The organism is Rhizobium yanglingense (assembly GCF_977109285.1).
The window spans coordinates 201,773-224,041 of record NZ_CDSAWY010000002.1 but is presented as its reverse complement, the minus strand read 5'-3'; the positions used below and the strand labels follow the sequence as shown (position 1 = coordinate 224,041).

The 22,269-nt window shown below is 61.1% G+C and carries 7 protein-coding genes and 12 pseudogenes; 10 read left to right on the top strand and 9 right to left on the bottom strand.

The features are described 5' to 3' along the window. Positions 1-23 precede the first annotated feature (23 nt). Entirely contained in the window at positions 24-629 is a 606-nt protein-coding gene (locus tag ACW4PC_RS02255) for a hypothetical protein (protein ID WP_455872955.1), read from the bottom strand. Between ACW4PC_RS02255 and rnd the strand changes: the two genes are divergently transcribed. The 3 genes and pseudogenes from rnd (at position 520) to ACW4PC_RS02240 (ending at position 4,195) form a co-directional block, all read left to right on the top strand. Further along, positions 520-1,623, top strand: a complete 1,104-nt coding sequence (rnd, locus tag ACW4PC_RS02250) for a ribonuclease D (RefSeq protein ID WP_455872938.1) — start codon at positions 520-522, stop codon at positions 1,621-1,623. The genes ACW4PC_RS02255 and rnd overlap by 110 nt on opposite strands. Positions 1,624-1,716: 93 nt before the next feature. Next, a pseudogene (locus ACW4PC_RS02245) lies at positions 1,717-2,782 on the top strand (adenylate/guanylate cyclase domain-containing protein). A gap of 54 nt (positions 2,783-2,836) precedes the next feature. Then, on the top strand, positions 2,837-4,195 hold the full coding sequence (locus tag ACW4PC_RS02240; RefSeq protein ID WP_455872697.1) for an esterase-like activity of phytase family protein: 1,359 nt from the start codon (positions 2,837-2,839) through the stop codon (positions 4,193-4,195). 291 nt (positions 4,196-4,486) lie between these two features. On the opposite strand, the gene ppx is transcribed toward ACW4PC_RS02240, so the two are convergent. The 4 genes and pseudogenes from ppx to ACW4PC_RS02220 form a co-directional block, all read right to left on the bottom strand. After that, a complete protein-coding gene (gene ppx / locus ACW4PC_RS02235; RefSeq protein WP_455872696.1) occupies positions 4,487-6,010 on the bottom strand; it encodes an exopolyphosphatase in 1,524 nt (507 codons plus the stop codon). A 12-nt stretch (positions 6,011-6,022) separates the two neighbouring features. Then, a pseudogene (locus ACW4PC_RS02230) lies at positions 6,023-8,209 on the bottom strand (RNA degradosome polyphosphate kinase). A gap of 98 nt (positions 8,210-8,307) precedes the next feature. Continuing rightward, positions 8,308-9,006: a DnaA regulatory inactivator HdaA gene (gene hdaA / locus ACW4PC_RS02225; protein ID WP_455872695.1), complete on the bottom strand. Its 699-nt coding sequence runs from the start codon at positions 9,004-9,006 to the stop codon at positions 8,308-8,310. Further along, positions 9,003-10,125: pseudogene (locus ACW4PC_RS02220) on the bottom strand (AI-2E family transporter). The gene hdaA and the pseudogene ACW4PC_RS02220 overlap by 4 nt, the downstream one beginning before the upstream one ends. A gap of 238 nt (positions 10,126-10,363) precedes the next feature. Here ACW4PC_RS02220 and purM point away from each other — a divergent pair. Both purM and purN read left to right on the top strand, forming a co-directional pair. Continuing rightward, positions 10,364-11,446 (top strand): annotated as a pseudogene (purM, locus tag ACW4PC_RS02215) (phosphoribosylformylglycinamidine cyclo-ligase); the annotation flags it as partial. A gap of 22 nt (positions 11,447-11,468) precedes the next feature. Continuing rightward, positions 11,469-12,141: pseudogene (gene purN, locus ACW4PC_RS02210) on the top strand (phosphoribosylglycinamide formyltransferase). Positions 12,142-12,145: 4 nt separating this feature from the next. Here purN and ACW4PC_RS02205 read toward each other — a convergent pair. The 3 pseudogenes from ACW4PC_RS02205 to ACW4PC_RS02195 all read right to left on the bottom strand — a co-directional run bounded on the left by ACW4PC_RS02205 (position 12,146) and on the right by ACW4PC_RS02195 (position 16,461). Then, positions 12,146-13,313: pseudogene (locus ACW4PC_RS02205) on the bottom strand (alpha-D-ribose 1-methylphosphonate 5-triphosphate diphosphatase). A 294-nt stretch (positions 13,314-13,607) separates the two neighbouring features. Continuing rightward, positions 13,608-14,202: pseudogene (locus tag ACW4PC_RS02200) on the bottom strand (NUDIX domain-containing protein). Next, a pseudogene (locus tag ACW4PC_RS02195) lies at positions 14,199-16,461 on the bottom strand (molybdopterin-containing oxidoreductase family protein). The pseudogenes ACW4PC_RS02200 and ACW4PC_RS02195 overlap by 4 nt, the downstream one beginning before the upstream one ends. Before the next feature lie 17 nt (positions 16,462-16,478). Here ACW4PC_RS02195 and ACW4PC_RS02190 point away from each other — a divergent pair. The 3 genes and pseudogenes from ACW4PC_RS02190 to ACW4PC_RS02180 all read left to right on the top strand — a co-directional run bounded on the left by ACW4PC_RS02190 (position 16,479) and on the right by ACW4PC_RS02180 (position 18,231). After that, positions 16,479-17,348: pseudogene (locus tag ACW4PC_RS02190) on the top strand (23S rRNA (adenine(2030)-N(6))-methyltransferase RlmJ). A gap of 55 nt (positions 17,349-17,403) precedes the next feature. Next, positions 17,404-17,992: pseudogene (locus ACW4PC_RS02185) on the top strand (glutathione S-transferase); the annotation flags it as partial. Between the two features lie 29 nt (positions 17,993-18,021). Beyond that, entirely contained in the window at positions 18,022-18,231 is a 210-nt protein-coding gene (locus ACW4PC_RS02180; RefSeq protein ID WP_455872954.1) for a hypothetical protein, read from the top strand. A gap of 159 nt (positions 18,232-18,390) precedes the next feature. On the opposite strand, the pseudogene ACW4PC_RS02175 reads toward ACW4PC_RS02180, so the two are convergent. Beyond that, positions 18,391-19,027, bottom strand: a pseudogene (locus tag ACW4PC_RS02175) (outer membrane protein). A gap of 366 nt (positions 19,028-19,393) precedes the next feature. Between ACW4PC_RS02175 and ACW4PC_RS02170 the strand changes: the two are divergent. Both ACW4PC_RS02170 and uvrC read left to right on the top strand, forming a co-directional pair. Further along, positions 19,394-20,163: pseudogene (locus tag ACW4PC_RS02170) on the top strand (SDR family oxidoreductase). Continuing rightward, a complete protein-coding gene (uvrC, locus tag ACW4PC_RS02165) occupies positions 20,160-22,199 on the top strand; it encodes an excinuclease ABC subunit UvrC (RefSeq protein ID WP_455872694.1) in 2,040 nt (679 codons plus the stop codon). The pseudogene ACW4PC_RS02170 and the gene uvrC overlap by 4 nt, the downstream one beginning before the upstream one ends. The last annotated feature ends 70 nt before the right edge of the window (positions 22,200-22,269 follow it).

Genomic DNA, 22,269 nt, shown 5'->3' with positions numbered 1-22,269 from the left:
TCTGCCAGAGCGTCGGCCGCTGTTCACTCCTCATGGGATCTAAAGCCCTCGTCCGCCTGCCGGCACCTTCTTCCGGCTTTAACGGGGCAAAGGTGATATGCCGCAACCTCTCCGTCCTTCTCAGTCATTTCGCGAGGCAAGCCCCGCTTGCGGGGAGAGGTTACGGTGAAGGGCTTCGGCATGACGCAGCCTCCTGCATCTGGTTCCTCGCCGATTGCGTTACGTCTGGCAGGAGGACGTGCACTGACCCCATGGGCGGCATCGAAATCTTCGCTTTCATTGTTCTGCCTGCGATGATCGCCGCCGGAGGCTGGATTGCCGTGCTCGCCAATGAATACAGCAATCGTGCGAAGCGCCGTATCGATCCCGGCGAATAACCCGCCGGCCACGCCGGCATAGGCACCTTCAACGTATTGACATATCGAGCGTAAAGGAGAAGGAAGGTTAACCGACCTTTTTCCTTGCGAATGAATTGACATGATAGAAACAACCGCCGAATTGGCGGCCGCCTGCAAAGAGCTGGCCAAGTCCGACTTCATTACAATCGACACTGAATTCCTGCGTGAGACGACATTCTGGCCGGAGCTTTGCCTGATACAGATGGCAAGCTTGACGACGGAAGTCATCATCGACCCACTTGCTAAGGGCATAGACCTTGCACCCTTCTTCGAGTTGATGGCCAACCAGAATGTGCTGAAGGTTTTTCATGCGGCGCGCCAGGACATCGAAATCATATTCCATCGCGGCGGGCTGATCCCGCATCCGATCTTCGACACGCAGGTCGCCGCCATGGTCTGCGGCTTCGGCGACAGCGTTTCCTATGACCAGCTCATCAGCCGGACAAAGGGCGTGCAAATCGATAAATCCTCGCGCTTCACTGACTGGAGCCGGCGGCCACTTTCCGAAAAGCAGCTCGATTATGCGTTGGCAGACGTCACGCATCTGCGCGACGCCTATCTCTATCTCAAGGCCGAACTGGAGCGCGAAGGCCGTTCGTCCTGGCTCTCGGAGGAGATGGATATTCTCGAATCGCGCGAGACCTACGACATGCATCCGGATGACGCCTGGCAACGTTTGAAGATGCGGCTGCGCAAACCGCAGGAACTTGCGACCCTCAAATATGTCGCGGCATGGCGCGAGCGGGAGGCGCGATCCCGCAACGTGCCGCGTTCGCGCGTATTGAAGGACGATGCGATCTACGAGATCGCCCAGCAGCAGCCGAAGGACACCGAGGCCCTGAGCCGCCTGCGCACGATCCCGAAGGGATGGGAGCGTTCTGCCGCCGGTACGGCGGTTCTCGAAGCCGTCAATACGGCCCTTGCCCTGCCGAAAGCCGAGATGCCCCATGTGCCCCGCCACACGCAGGCGCCTGAGGGTGCTGCCGCTGCGGTCGAATTGCTCAAGGTACTGTTGAAGCTGATTTCGGAAAAACACGGCGTCGCGCCGAAAGTCATCGCCAATAGCGAAGACCTCGACAAGATTGCCGCGGACGGCGAGAAGGCGGAGGTCGCGGCACTCAGCGGTTGGCGCCGCGAATTGTTCGGTGCGCCCGCGCTGCAGCTTATCAAGGGCGAGATCGCGCTCCGTTTCGTCGGCAAGAAAGTCGATACCGTTTCGCTTTGATGGCCCTTGCCCCTTGAGCCGGCTTGCGAAATCGCTTGACCGAAGCGTCTCGCGTGGAAAAATGCGCGCGGGCGCCAACACAGGTCAGATGTCATGAAAGAGATTTCTCCAGCGCAGAACTGGCTTCTCTTAACGGCCGTGATGGCTGCAAGCGGCGTAGCCTATGGCCTGGTGGTCTTTCCCGACGAACCGGTCATCATCGGCGCGGTCTTTGCGGTCTTTATCGGCATGCCGATTTTGGCCTTCGAGCGGAGAGCCTTCCTGCGCCCGCTCTACCGGCGGCTCCAAAAACTTCCGACGGCGTCGTTCATCATTTCAGCTTTGCTGATTTATGAAGCCCTCATGAACATCGGCTACGCGCTGGCCGCCTCGCTGCTGTCGGCGATCGGGCTGATCAAGCCTGCAGTTGTTCTTGAACATCCTTGTGATGCCGTTCAATGTCTTCATGTATGCGCTGGGGGTCTGCGCCGTCGTCATCTTCGTGTTGCGCGTGCGCGAACTGCTCGGCCGCGATGTTTTTCTCAGCATGTTTTCCGGCCGCTACCGGACCCCCGTCCAGGAGGAACGCATCTTCCTCTTTATCGACCTCGTCGATTCGACTCCTTTTGCCGAAAAGCACGGAGATCTTCGAGCGCAGCAATTGCTGAATTCGCTGTTTGCCGCTTTTGCCGAACCGGTGCGGCGGAACAAAGGGGCGATTGATGATTACGTCGGCGATCTCGCGATCATAACCTGGCCGCTCGCGCGCGGGCTGAAGGATGGCCGCTGCGTGCGCTGTATCTTCGACATCCTGAACGATATCGAAGCCGATGCGGAAAGCTGGCTGAAGCAATATGGACAGGTGCCCCGCCTGCGCGCAGCCCTCCATGGCGGCTTTGTCATCACAGCGGAAATCGGCGTCGATCACCACAAGATCACCTATTTCGGCGACACCGTGAATACAACTTCAAGGCTTGAGTCCCTTTGCAAGACACTGAACCGGCCGGTGCTGATCTCGAGCGAGCTGGCCCAACGCCTGACGCTGCCTGAAAGGATCAGCGCGCAGGACCTGGGTGTTCATGCGCTCAAGGGCCGGGGCCAGGGACTCGGCGTCATGACGCTGGCACAGGCCCTGCCGACGTCGGCAGCGTCACCAAAGCTTCATTCAACCTTCAATTAGGCGCCATCAATGGACTGCTAAGCGAAACCGCCATTTCATTTACTGGAGGTTTCCATGAAAGCTGCGCTTTTCAGTTCCGTCTCCCTCTTCTTCCTCGTCGCCGCCTCCGCTTCCGCCGACCAGCGGGCTTTTCCGGCCAAGCTCGCCGGCCAGGCGATCCTACCTGCCAACACGCTGGTTCCGGCACCCGCCGACGCGCCCGAATTCCTGAAGCACGCCGGCAAGTTCACCACTCCAGACCGCAAGCGCACCGAAGCGCTCGGCTCCGTTTCCGGCAAGGACGGACAGCGCCTCACCGACATCAAGCTGCCGCTCGACGGCCAGCCTGTCCAAGGCTTTTCCGGCATCAAGACGATGGAAGACGGCACGTTCTGGACGCTCTCCGACAATGGTTTCGGCTCCAAGGGCAACTCCAGCGACGCCATGCTCTTCCTGCACCAGATGAACCTCGACTGGACGACCGGCAAGGCAGACGTCGTCAAGAACATCTTCCTCTCCGATCCGAACAAGATCGCGCCCTTCCCGATTACTCTCGAAGGTGCCGAGAAACGCTATCTGACCGGTGGGGATTTCGACATCGAATCCATCCAGCCGGTCGCCGACGGCTTCTGGCTCGGCGATGAGTTCGGTCCCTATCTTTTGAAGGTCGATACCGAAGGCCGGTTGACCGACGTGATCGCCACCACGGCCGATGGCAAGCCGGTGATGTCGCCCGACAACCCGCTGCTCTCGGTTCCGGCAAATCCGGCCGCCAAGATGCCTGCCTTCAACCTCAAGCGCTCCGGTGGCTTCGAAGGTCTTGCCATGTCGAAGGACGGAAGCAAGCTTTACGGCCTTCTGGAAGGCGCGCTCTATCAGGATGACGGCAAGATGGAATCCGTTGACGGCCACACCGCCATCCGCGTCATCGAGTTCGACGTCGCCTCCAAGAAATGGACGGGCCGCAGCTGGTTCTATCCATTCGAGGACAAGGGTGCCGCGATCGGCGACTTCAACATGCTGGACGACACGACCGCCCTCGTCATCGAGCGCGACAATGGCGCCGGTACGAAGGACAAGGTCTGTGCCGATCCCAAGGAGCCCAAGCCGGACTGCTTCCAAGCTCCGGCGGAGTTCAAGCGCATCTACAAAATCGAGCTCGACGATGCCAACGCCGGCAAGGCCGTGCGCAAGATCGGTTACATCGACCTGATGCATATCGAAGACCCGGACAACAAGAAGAAACAAGGTGGCCGCGAAGGCTTCTACGACATGCCCTTCGTGACGATCGAGAATGTCGACCGCGTCGATGCCACGCACATCATCGTCGGCAACGACAACAACCTTCCCTTCTCCGCCGGCCGCGCCGTCGACAAGGCAGATGACAACGAGTTCAGCCTGCTGGAAGTGGGTGATTTTTTGAGTGCGAAATAGACAGACGCTCTTGGGGATCGAGAGGGTGGCGCGTGAGTGCTATCCTTCACTTCCTTGCGGCTGATGACGGATGAGGCGTTGCTCGGCGGACCGTTTTTTCGCTCTCCCGCCTCATACCTGTGCCTGCCACAGAATCCGGTGCGCCAAAAGTCCTTGAGGCGCGGGAGGCTCATCTTGATTTGCGCGAGAGTTATTCACGGCGCAGACGCGCCGTGGCTGGATTCCTCTGACGAGCACAGGAATGACGGTGTTCAAGGGCGCTTCAACGCAGAATAAAATCCACGAATGCCCCTACTCGAACCTGAACACCAGCCGTCTGTTCGTCAGCCGCGAGAGCTGCTGCAGGCGGCCGTCGAGGCGTTCTCCCGCGAAGTCGCGATATTCCGATGGCACGACGAATTCGAGGTCGATGCTTGGATTGGAGGACTTCCGGAATGTCAGGTTCTTCACCAGGCCCGGCATGGAGGCCGAGAACAGATAGACGACGCGCAGCATGCCGCCGAGCAGCTTGGCGCGCTCGACATATTGCGGGCCGGCGATCGTGGCAAGCGGTGCCGTCGAGCCGTCGTCTTGCAGGCCTTGGAAGCGGTAGTAATTGGCGAGCGCGATGAAGGCCCGGCCGGGATGGCTGATGCCGACGAAGGAGGAATGGGCAATCAGGTTCAGCGCCTGCAGGCCGCGGTAGTCCGGATGTGCGCGCCAGCTGATGTCGGCGAGCAGGCACGCCGCCTGGCGGTAGCGGGCTTCCTCTTCCGTTTCCACAACGCCGAAATAGGGCATCATGTAGCCGGTCCATCGGGCAAGCTCGCGCGCATGCTCAGGGGAACGCGCGCGCAGGATGGCAAGCTCGCCGGCCGCCGAAAGCAGCGGATCGGCGCGGCGCTCGCCCTCCGACAGCAGCGAGTAGAGATAGCCCTCGCGAACGCCCTGCGCCGAGAAGGAAATGATACCGGGATTCATCGCGCTCAACACTTCCTTCATGGCAACGGCACCGAAGGGCAGCAACGCACGGCGATGCTTCGAGACCGCCTGGAAGGCCGGATCCTTGGAGTCCCTGGCTACTTCCACCTGGTCGAGGAACTGCATCATCGCTTCGAGAGAAACCTCGTAGCCCTGCATCATGTGAAGCGGATATTGGGTAAGCTCCATGTGCAGCTTGGCGATGTTACGCCAGGTGCCACCAACCGCGTAGAAGGTCCGCCCGGCCCCCTTTTCCAGGATTTTTGTGGCGCTTCGAACATGCTTGCGAGCGAAAGTGCGGGCTCTTGCGAGGGAGCCGCCGGCATATTCCGAAAGGCGAAGCCCTCCAAGCGGCAGGGTGATCCCCCTGCCGATCTCGCGCTCCTTGATGTCGATGAGTTCCAGCGAGCCGCCCCCGAGGTCGCCTGCGATGCCGTCCGGATGGAAGAAGCCGCTGATGACGCCGAGCGCGGAAAACTTCGCCTCCTCCTCGCCGGAAAGCACGCGAATCTTGCGCTGGAGGATCGTTTCGGCCTGGTGGATGAAATCAGGCCCGTTGGAGGCTTCGCGCGCGGCAGCCGTTGCCAGCACATACATGGTCGCCGCGCGGGCCTGGTCGGAAAGAGCCTTGAAACGATGCAGGGCGGCCAGCGCGCGGGCGACGCTTATCTCATCCATCCTGCCGTTCAGCGCGATGCCCTTACCGAGGCCGCAAAGCACCTTTTCGTTGAAAAGGATCGCCGGCGACCGGGACATGCCTTCGTAGATGACCACGCGGATCGAATTCGACCCGATATCGACGACGGAGACCGGGGCAATCCCTGGCAGGCGCCCCTGGGCTTCTGATTCAACCATGCAGGTCCAGTTTTATCTCTTGGTCCAGCCGGAAAGCAGGCCGGCGATCAGCTTGGGCGCACTGGATTTCAGGGCTTCACCACGGCCGGAAAGGCTGGGATTGGTCATGAAATACTGCTGCGCATTGAACGGCTCTTCGCCTTTGCGCACTTCCATGCGCCGAGACGTGCCGTCGGGCAATATCTCGTAGCTCTGCTGATTGTCAATGATATTGCCTAGCATGATCTGGGACAAAACCTGCTCGTGCACAGTCGGATTGATGAGCGGGACGAGCGTCTCGACGCGGCGGTCGAGGTTTCTGGGCATCATGTCGGCGGAGCCGATATAGACGAGCGCCTTGTCGGACGGCAGCCCGTGTCCATTGCCGAAGCAGAAGATGCGGCTGTGCTCCAGGAAGCGGCCGACGATCGACTTGACGCGAATATTGTCGGAGAGGCCCGGCACCTGCGGGCGTAGGCAGCAGATACCGCGAATGACCAGATCGATTTCAACGCCTGCCCGGCTTGCCGTATAGAGCGCGTCGATAATTTCCGGATCAACGAGCGAGTTCATCTTCATCCAGATCGCTGCCGGCGCACCGTTCTTGGCATGTTCGATCTCCTCGTCGATGTGACGGAGGATGCGCGAGCGCAGCGTATAAGGCGAAACGGCGAGCTTCATGCTCTCCTCCGGCTCGCCGTAGCCGGTGATGAAGTTGAAGATGTTCGCCATATCGTGGGCGATCACCTGATTGCAGGTGAAGAACGAGAGGTCGGTATAGATCTTCGCGGTGACCGGATGGTAGTTGCCGGTGCCGAGGTGGCAGTAGCTGCGGAGTCTGCCCTCCTCGCGGCGAACGACCAACGACATCTTTGCGTGTGTCTTGAGCTCGATGAAGCCGAAGACGACCTGCACGCCGGCGCGTTCGAGGTCGCGTGCCCAACGGATGTTCGCCTCTTCGTCGAAACGGGCCTTGAGCTCGACGAGGGCAGTCACCGACTTGCCGGCTTCGGCAGCATCGATGAGAGCCCGGACGATCGGGCTGTCGTTCGAAGTGCGGTAAAGGGTCTGCTTTATCGCCACGAACGTCAGGATCGCGCTGCAGCCTGGAGAAGAAACTGGACCACCACGTCGAAAGACTCGTAGGGGTGATGAACCACCATGTCCTTTTCGCGAATGGCCGCGAAGCAGTCTCCGGCATGCTCGCGAACGCGTTCGGGAAATCGCGCATTGTAGGGCGGAAACCGAAGGTCGTCGCGCGGCGCCTTGGTGATCTCGGAGACCGTATTGAGCGCGAGCAGGCCCGGCAAAACGGCGACACGATTGTCTGGAACGTTCAACGCCTGCACCACGAACTGGCGCAGCGATGCCGGCATCTCGGAATCCGTCTCGATGCGGATCACCTTGCCGCGGCGGCGGCGCTTCAGCGCGGTTTCAAAGAAGCGCACGAGGTCTTCGGCTTCTTCCTCCACTTCGATATCGCTGTCGCGGATGAGGCGGAATGTACCGGAGCCCTGCACCTCGTAACCGGGATAGAGCCGGTGAATGAAGATGTTGGCGACATCCTCCAGCGTGATATAGCGGATCGTGCCGGCGTCATCCGGCAAGCGGACGAAGCGATCGAGCGCAGGCGGCAGGCGAAGCAGCGCCGTCATCGGCTCGCGCCCGCGCTTGCTGGTCAGCTGCAAGCCGATCGAGAAACCGAGGTTCGGGATGAACGGGAACGGGTGAGCCGGGTCGATCGACAGCGGCGTCAGAACCGGAAAGATCGCCTGCTCGAACTCTGCGGCCAGCCACTGCCGGCTCGGCGTCGCTGAGCGCGCCGGGACGGACGAACAGGATGTCTTCCTTCGCGAGCATACTGCTGCAGGACGGCAAGCGAAGCCTGCTGCTCCATCTGCAGATTGTCGACTCTCCTGCAGGATTGCATTCGAGCTGTTCGGCGGGCGTCTGCCGTCGTCACTGCGGTCGCGAAACGCACGATGTTCTGGCGTACCTGGCCTTCGAGGCCGGCGATGCGCACCATGAAGAATTCGTCGAGATTGGCCGCGGAAATCGACAGGAAACGGACGCGCTCGAGCAGCGGGTGCTGCAGTGTTCATGCGTTTCCTCGAGAACGCGACGGTTGAACTGCAGCCAGGAAAATTCACGGTTGATGAAACGTTCGGGACTAGCAAGCAAGTCTTCCAGCGGCGGGACTGCTGCCGCTGTTTTCGGAATGGGTTCCTGATGCTCCGCTACCGCACTGTCCATGTTCCGATCGCCCCGTTTCACTCGTCCATGCGCAGTATATCAGTTTCACGACAGAACTGTGACAGTCAATCGGACGACGCCGAATTACCCAATTCATTCAATACTTCGGCAGCGAGAGACCGGGTGATTTTCGTGCCCCGCGCAAGGGCCAGCCGGTCGAGCCTTTCGACGATCGTCTGGGCCGCGTTCAGCGACCGCTCCATCCGGTTCACGATATAAAGGACGAGTTTGTCATCTATATTAAGCTGCCGGTCGGAGAAGAGCTTGACGATAACCTGGGACAGCAATTCCTCGTCCGGCTCGCCGATTTCGACGACGGTCGCAGCCTTGAGCCTCGAGCGCAGGTCGGGAAGCTCCACCGGCCACGACATCGGCCACAGGCGGCTCGTCATCAACAGGCTGTTGCCGTTTTCGCGCGCGCTGTTGATGACGTGAAAAAGTTCGGTGTCATCGAAGCCGAGGCGGTCGACATCCTCGAAAAGGACAGGCCCGTTTGCCGCAGTAACGGCGGCATCCGATCCTCGCTTCGGATGTATGGTGACGGCACCGCTATGCTCTTTCCAGATGCTTGCAAGATGCGACTTTCCGGAACCGACCGGCCCGGCCAGAATGACGACCGGCGATGGCCATTGCGGCCAGGCGTCGATGATGGTCACCGCAGCGCTCAGCCGGTCGGAGACCAGCAGGTCGTCTCGGCCGCTTGCCGCATCATGGGAAAAGACCAGCGGGAGCTGTTCCCCCGCCTTGCGCTTCACGTCGTTCATTTGGATTCGGCTTTTGTCTTCCGGGCTTCGGCAGGTTGCGAACGGCCCGCATAAAGATCGCTCTGAAGGTAGCGCGAGAGCGCAAAGCGGACAAGGACGCCGACGGCGGCAGCGGCCGGCACCGCAACGAGCAGGCCGACGAAGCCGAAGAGCGCGCCGAACGCAAAGAGCGCGAACATCAGCCAGACCGGGTGAAGTCCGACGCTGTGGCCGACGAGTTTCGGCTGCAGGATATTACCTTCCAGGAACTGGCCGCTGAAGAAGACAACGAGCACGGCGCCGACCCAGAGATAATCCGGCCAGAACTGAACGAGCGCCACTCCGACCGCAAGGACCAACCCGACCAGCGAGCCGACATAGGGGATGAAGCTTATCATGCCGGCAAAGAGTCCGATGAGCAGGCCGAAGTTCAAGCCTACGAGCGACAGACCGACGGCGTAGTAGATTCCGAGGATCAGGCAGAGAGAGCCCTGCCCGCGAATGAAGCCGGCGATCGCCTGATCGATCTCATGAGCGATCTGGCGAACGTCGCTGACATAATCGCGCGGAATCCACTGATCGACCTTGGATATCATCCGGTCCCAGTCGAGTAGGATGTAAAAAGCAACGACCGGCGTCACGACCAGCAGCGAGATGACGTCGACGATGGCCTTGCCGGAATTCCAGATCTGGCCAAAGAGGCCGGTCAGGAAGCCCATGCCTTCCGACAATATGCCGGAGAAATTGTCCTTGATCGTGCCGAAGCTGGTTCCTGATCCAACCCGGCAGCACGGAATCCTGTACGTTGGCGATGAAGGCCTGCAGCTGGCTGATATATCCGGGAAGCCGCTGGGCGAAATCGTTGAACTGATTGATCAGGACCGGAATGAGGATCATCAGCGCCAGCGCGAAGATGATGACGAAGGCGACCAGGATGCCGATTGTTGCCATCAAGCGGCTGAGCCCCAGACGCTGCAAACGGTCGGCCACGGGATCAAGGAAATAGGCGATCGCCATGCCGGCGACAAAGGGCAGCAGGATGGAGCTGAAGATATAGAGAAAGACGATGAAGAAGACGAGCACGCCCAGCCAGAAGAAGACCTGCCGTTTGAGACTTGCTCCGCTGACCTGATGTGGCATCGCTTTCCCCGTTCGTCCGCCCATGACGCAATCTTTTCGCGCCGCTACTCGAAGCACATAGGATGCGGGCCGGAAGATGGTCAACCCTGCGGCGGAAAATCCAACCCTCCCCTATGGAAAGAGCGGGAAATTGGGGCTTTTCTCCATCGCCGCCTTGCATAAAGCGCACTCTCATGCAATTGCGACCCGCATGTGACGCGGTCCATTATACCGCCCGAACCAGCCATCGGAGATCAGCATGAGCCAGTCTGGACGAAACGGCCTGACCTATAGCGACGCAGGCGTCGATATCGATGCCGGCAATCTGCTTGTCGAGAAGATCAAGCCGACCGTCCGCTCGACGCGCCGCCCCGGCGCCGATGGCGAGATCGGCGGCTTCGGCGGCCTGTTCGACCTCAAGGCCGCGGGCTTTCAAGGACCCGGTTCTCGTCGCGGCCAACGACGGCGTCGGCACCAAGCTGAAGATCGCCATCGATGCCGGATGTGCCACGATACGGTCGGCATCGACCTCGTCGCCATGTGCGTCAACGACCTCGTTGTACAGGGCGCAGAGCCGCTGTTCTTCCTCGACTATTTCGCCACCGGCAAGCTCGACCCCGATCAGGGCGCGGCCATCGTCGGCGGCATCGCGGAAGGCTGTCCGCGAGGCCGGCTGCGCCCTGATCGGCGGCGAGACCGCGGAGATGCCCGGCATGTACCGCGATCGGCGATTACGATCTCGCCGGCTTTGCCGGTGGGCGCGGCCGAGCGCGGCCAGCTGCTGCCTGACCGCCGATATCGCCGAGGGCGATATCATCATCGGCCTTGCGTCCTCCGGCGTTCATTCGAACGGCTTTTCGCTGGTCCGCAAGATCGTCGAGCTTGTCCGGCCTCGGTTGGGATGCGCGATGCGCCGTTCAAGTCCAAGGCACGACGCTTGGCGAAGCACTGCTGACGCCGACGCGCATCTATGTGAAGCCGCTGCTTGACGGCGATCCGCGAAACCGGCGCCGATCAAGGCGCTGGCGCACATCACCGGCGGCGGCTTCCCTGACAATATTCCCGCGCGTGCTGCCGAAGAATCTTGACCGCCGAGCATCGATCCTGCCGGCCGTCAAGGTTCCGCCGGTGTTTTCCTGGCTTGCCAAAACGGGCGGCGTCGAGCGCGAAGGAAATGCTGCGCACCTTCAACTGCGGCAGTCGGCATGATCGCCGTTGTTGCTCGGCTGAAAATGCCGCTGCGGTGACCGCCGTCACTGAAATCGCAGGGCGAGACAGTCAGTCACGCTCGGCACGGATGATCGGCCGCGCCGAGGTGCGCCGGTGTACGGTCTATCAAGGGCACGCTCGCTCTATGACACGACCTGCCGCGCAAACGCGTCGTCGATCTTCATTTCCGGCGGCGGGCTCCAACATGATGGCGCTCGTCGCGGCAGCGAAGAGCTCCGGACTATCCCGCTGAAATCGTCGCGCGTGATCTCCGACAAGGCGGATGCCGGCGGCCTTGACGAAAGCTGCCGCGGAAGGCATCTCCACGTTGCGCTCTTCGTCCGCAAGGATTATGCCAGCAAGGACAGCCACACGAGGCGGCGATCTTTGAAGCGCTGCGACTGGCTCTCGCCGGATATTCTCTGCCTTGCGGGCTACATGCGGCTGTCTGAGCGCGAAATTCATCCGAACGTTACGAGGGCCGGATGATCAACATCCACCCTTCCCTGCTGCCGCTCTTCCCGGGACCTCCACACGCATCAGCGCGCCATCGACGCCGGCATGCGGATCGCAGGGCTGCACGGTGCATTTCGTGACCGAAGGCATGGATGAAGGGCCGGTGATCGCGACAGGCCGCCGTGACCGGTTCTGTCCGGCGATACCGCCGAGACGCTCGCCGCGCGTGTCCTCACGGTCGAGCATCAGCTCTATCCGCAAGCGCTGCGGCTCTTTGCCGAAGGCAAGGTGCGGATGGAAGGCGGCAGGGCGGTGGGCGCAGAGATATCCGCCCGCCCCAATGCCAATCACATCATTTCCCTGATCGCCTGATCCTTCAGGCAACGAGCGCCCGAAGCTGATGCAAGGTGCCGTCGCTGTAGACGAAGCGTCCGCCGCAGAAGGTGGCGCGGATGCGGTGCACATCGCCCGGCTCGACGACGACCAGATCGGCGCGCTGACCGACGGCGATCTCGCCGCGGTCTGTCAGACCTGCGGAACGGGCGGCATTCCTGGTCGCCATGGCGACCGCGGCCGGCATTGCGGTGTAATCGGCGATCTTGAAGATGCCGGGCACGCACAAGCCGCCGGGTGATAATCGGCAGCAATCACCGTCAGGAGCCCGGCCTTGGCGGCATCGAGCGCACTCAGATTGCCCGACATTGACTGGCCGCGAAGCGCATTGGGCGCTCCCATAAGCGTCCAGAGCCCGCGGCGGCGGGCCTCCGCGGCAGCTGGTAGCGTGACCGGAAACTCGCTGATCGTCACACCGAGATCATGCATCTCGGCAACCTTTTCAGCACTATCGTCATCGTGGGAAGCAAGCGACAGCTTCCACTTGAGCGAGAGGGCGACGATCTCCTTCAGCTTTGCCTCGATCTCCGGATTGCTGCGCATCGCAATGCGCTTGGCGACCATTTCCGCCGCCATTTCCTCGGAGATCGCCCGGCGCTCGGCGATGCTCGATTATGTAGCTCTGGATGTTGTTGTACTGCCCCTGCCCCGGCGTATGGTCGGTCAGCGACACCATATCGATATGACCGGCTTCAAGCAGCTTTTCGAGCGCGGGCGCGGCACCCAGATTGGTGATCTCATAGCGCGCATGGACGCGATGGTCGATCAGCAGATCGGGCTCGCAGCCGGTTGATCCCCTCGATGATCGCACCCGTTGTTTCGAGTGAGCGGACATAGCCGTAGACGCTCTCGGTCGCAAAGGAAATCGCCGCAAAAGCCGTCGTCACGCCGGCGGCCGCGAGTTTCTTGTCGAGTTCATGGATGCCGAAATCAATCGGCATCATGGCGTTCGGGCGCGGGGCGATCTCGCGCTCGACCATGTCGCCATGCAGATCGACAAAACCCGGCATCAGCAACCGCCCGCCGCCGTCGATCGCGGCATCGCCGACCGGCTCCGGCCGTATCTCGGCAATCGCCCCGTCCTCGATCCGGATTGCGCCCCGGCTCACCACCTCTGCGGGAAGAACGAGCGTGAAATTGCTGAGCCACATGGGCACTCTCCTGACGGCATTCCATGATTTGATAAACTGCAGCGCTAGGCGGGATTCGTGACAACGGTATGAACTTGGATGCTGCTGCGACAATCAACCCAAAGCACTTTCACAATACTTGATGAGCTGCATGAAAAATATGCCGGCCTGCTCGTGCCGTCCTTTGCCCATCGTGCGGAAACGGCAATCAATCTCGTACTCTGGAAATGGTCGAGCACGCTTGCGTATCAGGTGAGGGTCATCGATCCAAGCGGTCGACTGCCGAAAGATCAACGGTCCTGGAAAAAATGTCGATTAGATCAAGCTATCCCGCTTCATCGCCGCCCATTGCAGCAGGATGATCGTCTTCATGTCGCGGATATCGCCGCTTTCGATCATCGCGATTGCCGTGTCCAGAGGCACGTCCAGCACTTCGATATCCTCATGCTCTTCGTCCAGGCCACCGCCGTTCGAGACGCGGTCGGACGTATCGATCGGCGCGGCGAAGAAATGCACGACTTCGCTGTTCGAACCCGGCGAGCTGTAGGCCCTGAAGAGGAACCGGACGTCGCGGACGCGGAAGCCCGTCTCCTCCACCGCTTCGCGGCGGATCGCTGCTTCCGGCTCCTCGCCGTCGAGAAGGCCGGCTGGCGTTTCGATCATGAAGGCGGGCTCGCCCCGAAGATTGGGCGGCAGGCGGAACTGTTCGACGAGGACGACGGAGCCGCGTTTCGGATCGTAGAGCAAGATCGTCGCGGCCGGCGTGCGGTGATAGACCTCGCGATGGAGGCGATGGGTAAGGCCGTTCGAATCCGTGTAATCGAGCTTATAAACGCTCAGCCGCGTCCAGCCTTCCGCGCAGCGTCGTTTCCTCGACGACCTCCGCCCTTGCCTTCGCAAACTTCGTCATACGGCATCCTTGCGCAGCCAGACTTTGTTGTCGTGGACGGCCGCACCGCCATAGGGCGCGACGGGGTCTGCGCCGGTGAGCACATTGATGCCCTCGCCGTCGACATGCGCCTTGTTCGGCCACAAGCCTTCGGCGATCAGAACGCCGCGGCTTCGACCTCGGTCGTGACGTGGGCGTGCAGGCGCACCTCGCCGCGCCGGTTTCCGATCTGGACGAGATCGCCGTGGGCAATGCCGTTTATCTCGGCATCGTGCGGATTGATCATCAGTTCGGGACGCCCCTCCTTCTGCCGCGACGTCTTTGTTTCGGAAAAGCTGGAATTCAGGAAGTTGCGCGCGGGCGAGGTTGCCAGCCGGAAGGGATGTTCGGCATCGGCCGATTTCGATGACATCCACCTGATCGGGAAAAGCCGGCAGCTCGGGATGCGGGCCGAGCAGGCCGATCGGATTCCGGTGGACGGTTAGGCGCCGGCTGGTTGGTCCAATCCGGCCGAAAGTGGAACTTGCCGTCCGGATGCGCGAAACCGTTGAGGAAATGCGCGTCTTCGAAGTCAGGCTGGCGGTCGAACCATTTATGCTCGAGGAAGTGGTCGTAGTCCGGCAGGCCGCTCGTTTCGAGAATGCGGTCGACCATTTCCCGGGCGCTAAAGCCGAAGCCTGGCTGATCGGCAACGCCGAGGCGCTTTGCGAGCTCCTCGATGACGAAAAGGTTGGTACGCACCGTCGGCGGCGGTTCGACGAGCTTCGGGCCGAGCAGGATATGCTGCTGGCCGCCGCCGCGGTAAATATCGTCATGCTCCACGAACATCGTGGCCGGAATGACGACATCGGCAAGTTTCCGCCGTATCGGTCATGAACTGCTCGTGCACCGCCATGAAGAGGTCGTCGCGCAGCATGCCGCTGTTTCACCAGGCGCTGCTCCGGCGCGACGTTCGCAGGATTGGTGTTCTGCACCAGCATCGCCGTGACAGGTCCGCGACCTGCGCGGAGCGCATGCCGGCATCGCCGGTCAGCGCGCGCCCCGATCTTGCGACTGGTCGAGCATGGCGGACATCCGCATCCTGCATCGGCCCTGCCGGTCAGCTCGCGCGTTGTCCATACGGAAGATGCCGCAGTTCGAATGGAAGCCGCCGCCGCCCTCATATTTCCACGAGCCTAGTTACGGCCGGCAATCGCATGGCTGCGGCATGCATGGCGACCGCGCCATTGCGCTGGCGGGCGAACCCATAGCCGAGGCGGAAGAATGTCTTCTTCGTCGTACCGACGAGACTGGGCGAAGGCTTCAATCTCATCGCAACGGACAGACCGGTGATTGCGGCAGCCCATTCCGGCGTGCGATTCGTCTTGAGGTGCTGCTTCGAGGCCCTGCCGGGTCGTCGGCATAGGCGTTGCCAGATAGTCCCGGTCGGCGTAGCCCGTCGCGGAAGAGCGACGTGCATGACCGCGCAGGCGAGTGCACGCGTCGGTGCCGGGCTTCAGGACCAACCGCCATGATCGGCCTGCCGCATCGGTCGGCTGTCTCGTAGATGTCGATGGCGACGATCTTCGCGCCGCGCTCCTTGCGCAGCCCGGACAGCATGCGTCATCACATTGACCTGCGTCGCCGACCGGCGTTGGTACCCCAGATGACGACGCAGTCTGACTGCGGCCCATCTCGCGCGGATCGACGCCACCGAGCGTGCCGGTCGCCGGCAAAGAACCCGGACCAGGCGAGGTTCGTGCAGATGCTGACGAGACTAGGCCGGTGTAGCGTCTTGGCATGGCGCAGGCGATCGATGCAATCGCGCTGCACCGAGGCCCATGGTGCCGGCATAGTAGTAGGGCCAGACCGCTCTCGCAGCCGTCCTTCTGCCTCGGACTTCAGGAAGGCGTTCGGCGATCTCGTCCAGCGCCGCGTCCCAGGACATCGCCTGCTGTCCAAACGCCCTTCCCCCTTGGCGCCGACGCGGCGCAAAGGTTGCAGCAGCCGGTCCGGGTGGTAGAGTACGTTCCGCATAGCGGGCGACCTTGGCGCAGATGACGCCGGACGTATAGGTGTGGTCGTTGGCACCGCGCACACGGCCGATGCGGCCGTCCTCCGCAATCTCTACTTCCAGCGCGCAGGTGGAGGGACAGTCGCGCGGACACGGGCGGTGTGCCCGACCTTCTTGCCGGGATCGGCGGATTTGGCGTGAATGGGGGTCGCAATGTTCATGGCTTTTCTATATTCCAAGCCGTCATCCACCAAAAGCCGGAAATGACGGCTATGACATGAATTCATAACAGGCATCAGCGAAAATGAACTACCGCCACATCTATCACGCGGGCAATTTTGCCGATGTGCTGAAGCACGCCGTTCTGGCGCGTCTCATCCGCTATCTGCAGAAGAAGGACGGCGCTTTCCGAGTGCTCGACACGCATGCCGGCGTCGGGCTTTACGACCTCTCCTCGGAAGAGGCGCAAAAGACCGGCGAGTGGCAGGACGGCATCGGCAGGATCATGGAGGCCGAGCTTGCGCCGCAGGTGGCCGGACTGCTCGAGCCCTATCTTTCCGCGGTCCGGGAACTCAACCCGGATGGCGGCGTGCGCTTCTATCCCGGTTCGCCGAAGCTTTCGCGCATGCTCTTTCGCCCACAGGACAGGCTTTCGGCGATGGAACTGCATCCGGAGGACTATATCCGCCTTCACCGGCTGTTCGAAGGCGATCACCATGCCCGCATCACCGAGCTCGACGGCTGGCTGGCGCTCGGCGCGCATCTGCCGCCGAAGGAAAAACGCGGCATCGTGCTTGTCGATCCGCCGCTTCGAGGAGGACGGCGAATACGAGCGTCTGGTTGACGGCCTGGCGAGGGCCTACCGGCGGTTTCCGGGCGGCACCTATTGCCTTTGGTACCCGCTAAGAGGGGCGCTCCCATCAAGGAATTTCACGAGGCGCTGCAGGTGACCCAAATTCCGAAGATGCTGTGCGCTGAACTCGCGGTGCGCAGCGACCGCGGCGTTACCGGGTTGACGGGCTCCGGTCTTATCATCGTCAACCCGCCCTTCACGCTGAAGGACGAGTTGCACGCGCTGCTGCCGGCGCTCAAGGATCATCTCGCCCAAGATCGGTTCGCCTCACAGCGTGCCTTCTGGCTGCGTGGCGAAGCGAAGACCGGAACCGCCGATTGACCGCTTGCTGCACGTGCGAAATTTGTCCGCGCCGAAACCGCTTTCGAGGTGAAACATGAAGCTGCTTTGCTCCCCGACATCGCCCTATTCCAGCAAGGTGCTGATGGCCGCGCATTATCTGGAACTCGGCGTCACCGAAATCCGCGTCGATACCAATGCTGGCCCGGCGATCCTTCTCGACAACAACCCGCTCGGCAAGATCCCGACGCTTCTGACCGACGAAGGGGTTTCGGTCTTCGACAGCGTGGCGATCATGCATTATTTCGGCCGGCTGAAGAACACGAAGCTCTACCCTGCAAAGAGCGGCAAGCGAACCGATGCTGAAATTCTGGAAGCACTCTGCTGACGGATCTGCGACTGCCTGCTGGCGATCGTTTACGAGCGCCGCTTCCGCGACGAGGAGAAGGTGCACCAGCCCGTGGATCGACCGGCAGTGGAAGAAGGCCGTCAGCGGCCTGAACCACATCAGCGCGCATCCACCGAAGATCGGCCGGAGGCTGAATGGCGGTCACTTCGCGCTTGCTGCGACGATCGGCTATCTGGAACTGCGCTTCAAGGGCCAGTGGGAAGCCGAGCGATCCGAACCGATCGACTGGACACGCAAGTTCGAGAAGAAATTTCCTGCCTATCAGGAAACTCAAGCCGCACGGCTGAGATCCGGTAGGAGGGAGCCTTGCGGTGTCCCTCCTCCCACGCCACCGTGCGTACGGTTCCGTACATGGCGGTCCATGGCGCGCTCGGTTTCATGGTCCCCAATGCCCGCCGCCCTTACAAGCGCCCCGGCCTGATCTCGCGGGGTTCCGCCCGCTACCTCCGGCTTGGGCCGCTTGCGAGGCATCTGCTCAAGGCGGTCGGAAAAGCGGTCCCCTTGCTGTTCAGCTAACGGTTCCCATCACCAGGGCCCGCAGAGGGACTGTCACCTCCAAGTCATCGGCCGCATACCACCCGGCCAAACGGTGTTCTCACACCACGCGCCATGCCTGGCGCACAAACAAAAAAGCCGGGCGCGAGGCCCGGCTTTCATCAGGTATGTTCGGCAGACTTAGAACTTGACGCCGATACCGACCTTGACGCTGTGTTCGTCATAGCCGCGAGATACGTTCGTGGCGCCGAGATCGAAGTCCTTGTTCTGATAGTCGCTGAAGCGATATTCGAGCACGTGCCGTGATGTTGTTCGTCACCATGGCTTCAGCACCGGCGCCGACGGTGTAACCGAAAGCTGTATTGGAATCGGATTTACCGAAGCCGCTGACCTTGTTGTTCGCCGCAGCGGCACCAGCCGTCGCGTAGAGCAGGAACGGGTTCAGGTCGTAACCGACACGGCCGCGAACGGAGCCGTTGAAGCGGTTCTTGTTGGTGATGCCGTCCGACGTGCTGTCGAGGCCGGAATAACCGAGATCGGCTTCGACACCGTAGACGATCTGGCCGCTCTGCCAGTTGTAGCCCGTGTAGAGCTGGCCGCCCATCGCGTAACCGTCGCGGTCTGCACCGAAGTTGCCCTTGTTATAGGTGCCCGCGCCGCCGAGGTAAAAGCCTTCCCAGTTACCTGCAGGAGCGGCCGGCTCGGCCTGTGCTACCGGAGCTTCCGGAACCTGGTCGACTGCATCGGCGGCGTTGGCGGCAGAAAAGCCGGCGATCACGAAGGCGGACGCCATCAGACTAGCAATAAATGTACGCATACTCATTTCTCCTTTCGATCTCGCGCCCTTCGTAACTGTCCTACGCCGAAGCATTCGCGAGAAATTACAAGATGTCCCTCTCGGATCGAGGTCGAAAGTGGAGCGCAATTGCGGATTTGAGAGAGCCAAATTGTGAAATGATTGAGGCAGCGAAGCGGCTGAAATTTGATGTTGCTATAGGGCAACAGAATATTTGTTAACCATAACGATGAGTTAAATTGTCAATACTTATTCTAAGAACTTTATTTCTCAAATAATACATAGAATAGGTCTGCCACAAAGGCAATCGTGACACCCTATTTATATAGTCTGTGCCTGCCCCTATATAGAAACGCACTTAGACTCGCGGGACCAGAAAGCACGCTTTTGAACGAGCAAAGACTTAAGGCCGCGCTCATAACCGGGGCTGGCAAGAGAATAGGCCGGGCGATAGTCGAGGATTTGGCGGAAAACGGCTTTTCCGTTGCCATTCATGCCAATAGCTCGATCGACGAGGCGGAGGCGGTTGCGGCGGAATTGCGGCAAAAAGGCAAATACGCCGTCGCAGTGCAAGGCGACCTCACGAAAACAAACGAGACGGAAGCCCTGGTAAAAAGGGCCGCAGACCGGCTCGGTCCCATCGATCTGCTCGTCAACAATGCCTCCGTCTTCCGCGAAGATTCGGTGCGAAAAATGGATGCCGGTGTCTGGGATGAGCATTTCGCCGTGCATGTCCGGGCGCCTTCGATCCTCGCCGCCCAATTCGCCGCCCAGCTACCGGAAACGTCCACTGGCCTCATTGTCAATGTCATCGACCAACGCGTCTGGGCGCTGCGGCCGAGCTTCTATTCCTACACCCTGTCGAAGTCGGCGCTTTGGACCGCAACGCAGACGCATGGCGCAGGCGCTTGCTCCGAAAATTCGTGTCAACGCCATCGGGCCTGGCCCCTCGATGCCAAGCGAACGGCAGTTGCAGGAAGACTTCCAAGCGCAAGGTCGCAGCCCTTATCTTGAAGCAAGGACCTGCGTTGGAGGAATTCGGCCGAACGATTCGTTTTCTGTTCGAGACGCCTTCGATCACGGGTCAGATGATTGCACTCGACGGCGGCCAGCATCTCGCGTGGCAGACGCCGGATGTGCTGGAGATCAAGGAATGAATGCCAAGAAGCTGCCCGATGGCGGTGTTCTTTATGATGAAACCGATGAAAACGAAGACGATATCGAGGTGGAAAGCGACCTTTCCGCCTCGCCGCTTCCGGCTGCGATCGACTGGAATGAAGGCGGCGGCAACGAGAGCGGGCTTGCCGGCGCGGAACTGATCGGCGAATTCGTCAAGCGGCTGCCGAACAGCCCCGGCGTCTACCGCATGTTCAATGCCGATGGCGACGTGCTCTATGTCGGCAAAGCGCGCAGCCTCAAGAAGCGCGTCGGCAACTATGCGATGGGCCGGGTCCATTCCAACCGCATCGCGCAGATGGTCCGCCTGACCTCGCATATGGAATTCGTGACGACGCGCACGGAGACCGAGGCGCTGCTCCTGGAAGCGAATTTGATCAAGCGCTTGCGGCCGCGCTTTAACGTGCTTTTGCGCGACGACAAGTCGTTTCCCTATATCCTCATCACCGGCGATCATCGCGCCCCGTCGATCTTCAAGCATCGCGGCGCCCGCGCCCGCAAGGGCGATTATTTCGGCCCCTTTGCTTCCGCCGGCGCAGTCGGCCGCACGATCAATTCGCTGCAGCGCGCCTTCCTGATCCGCACCTGCACGGACAGCGTTTTCGAGACGCGCACGCGACCCTGCCTGCTTTATCAAATCAAGCGTTGTTCTGGCCCCTGCACCCGGGAGATCAGCGACGAAGGCTATGCGCAACTGGTGCAGGAGGCGAAGGACTTCCTTTCCGGCAAAAGCCAGAAGGTGAAGGCGCACATGGCGGAGGAAATGAACGCTGCCGCCGAAGATCTCGATTTCGAGCGTGCGGCGATCTATCGCGATCGCCTTGCCGCGCTGTCGCACGTCCAGAGCCATCAGGGCATCAATCCGGCAGGCGTCGAGGAGGCGGATGTCTTCGCGATCCACCACGAGGGCGGGATTTCCTGCATCCAGGTCTTCTTCTTTCGCACCGGCCAGAACTGGGGCAATCGCGCCTATTTCCCAAAGGCCGACCCGCAGCTTTCGGGCGCCGAGGTTCTGAATGCCTTTCTCGCGCAGTTCTATGACGACAAGCCGGTGCCGAAGCAGATCATGCTGTCGGAAACGGTCGAGGAAATGGCGCTGCTGGCGGCAGCGCTCGGCGAAAAGACCGGGCACAAGGTTTCGATCCTGGTGCCGCAGCGCGGCGAAAAGCGCGATCTAGTCGACCATGTCGTTGCCAATGCCCGCGAGGCACATGGCCGCAAGCTCGCCGAGACTGCTTCGCAATCGCGCCTGCTCGAGGGCTTCAAGGAAACGTTCGGCCTACCCTATGCGCCGCAGCGGATCGAGATCTACGACAACTCGCATATCATGGGCACGAATGCGGTGGGCGGCATGGTCGTGGCGGGGCCGGAAGGCTTCGTGAAGAGCCAGTACCGCAAGTTCAACATCAAATCGACCGACATCACGCCCGGAGACGACTTCGGCATGATGCGCGAGGTGATGACCCGGCGCTTCTCGCGGCTGATCAAGGAGGAAGGCATTCCGGACCGGACGCAGACGGTATCGAGCGCTGAGGCCGCCGATCTGCCTTTCCCTGTTTGGCCGGACGTGATCCTGATCGACGGCGGCCAGGGTCAGATGACGGCGGTGCGCGCCATCCTCGAAGAACTCGCCATCACGGACAGCGTCATTGCCATCGGCGTTGCCAAGGGCGTCGACCGCGATGCGGGCCGCGAGCGTTTCTTCCCGCCGGGGCGCGAAAGCTTCACGCTGCCGCCACGCGATCCCGTGCTCTATTTCATCCAGCGCATGCGGGACGAAGCGCACCGCTTCGCCATCGGCTCGCATCGCGCGCGACGCAAGAAGGAGATGGTGAAGAACCCGCTCGACGAGATCGGCGGCATCGGCCCGTCGCGCAAGCGGGCGCTGCTGCAGCATTTCGGCACCGCAAAGGCCGTTTCGCGGGCAGCGCTTTCCGATCTCATGGCAGTCGACGGCATTTCCGAAACGGTCGCAAAGCAGGTCTACAACCATTTTCACGACGATGCCGCGAAATAGGCGGCTACTGGTCGCGAAATTCCCACGCAAAGGCGGCAGAAAAACAGAAAGAATGTTGACGGCTTGCGGT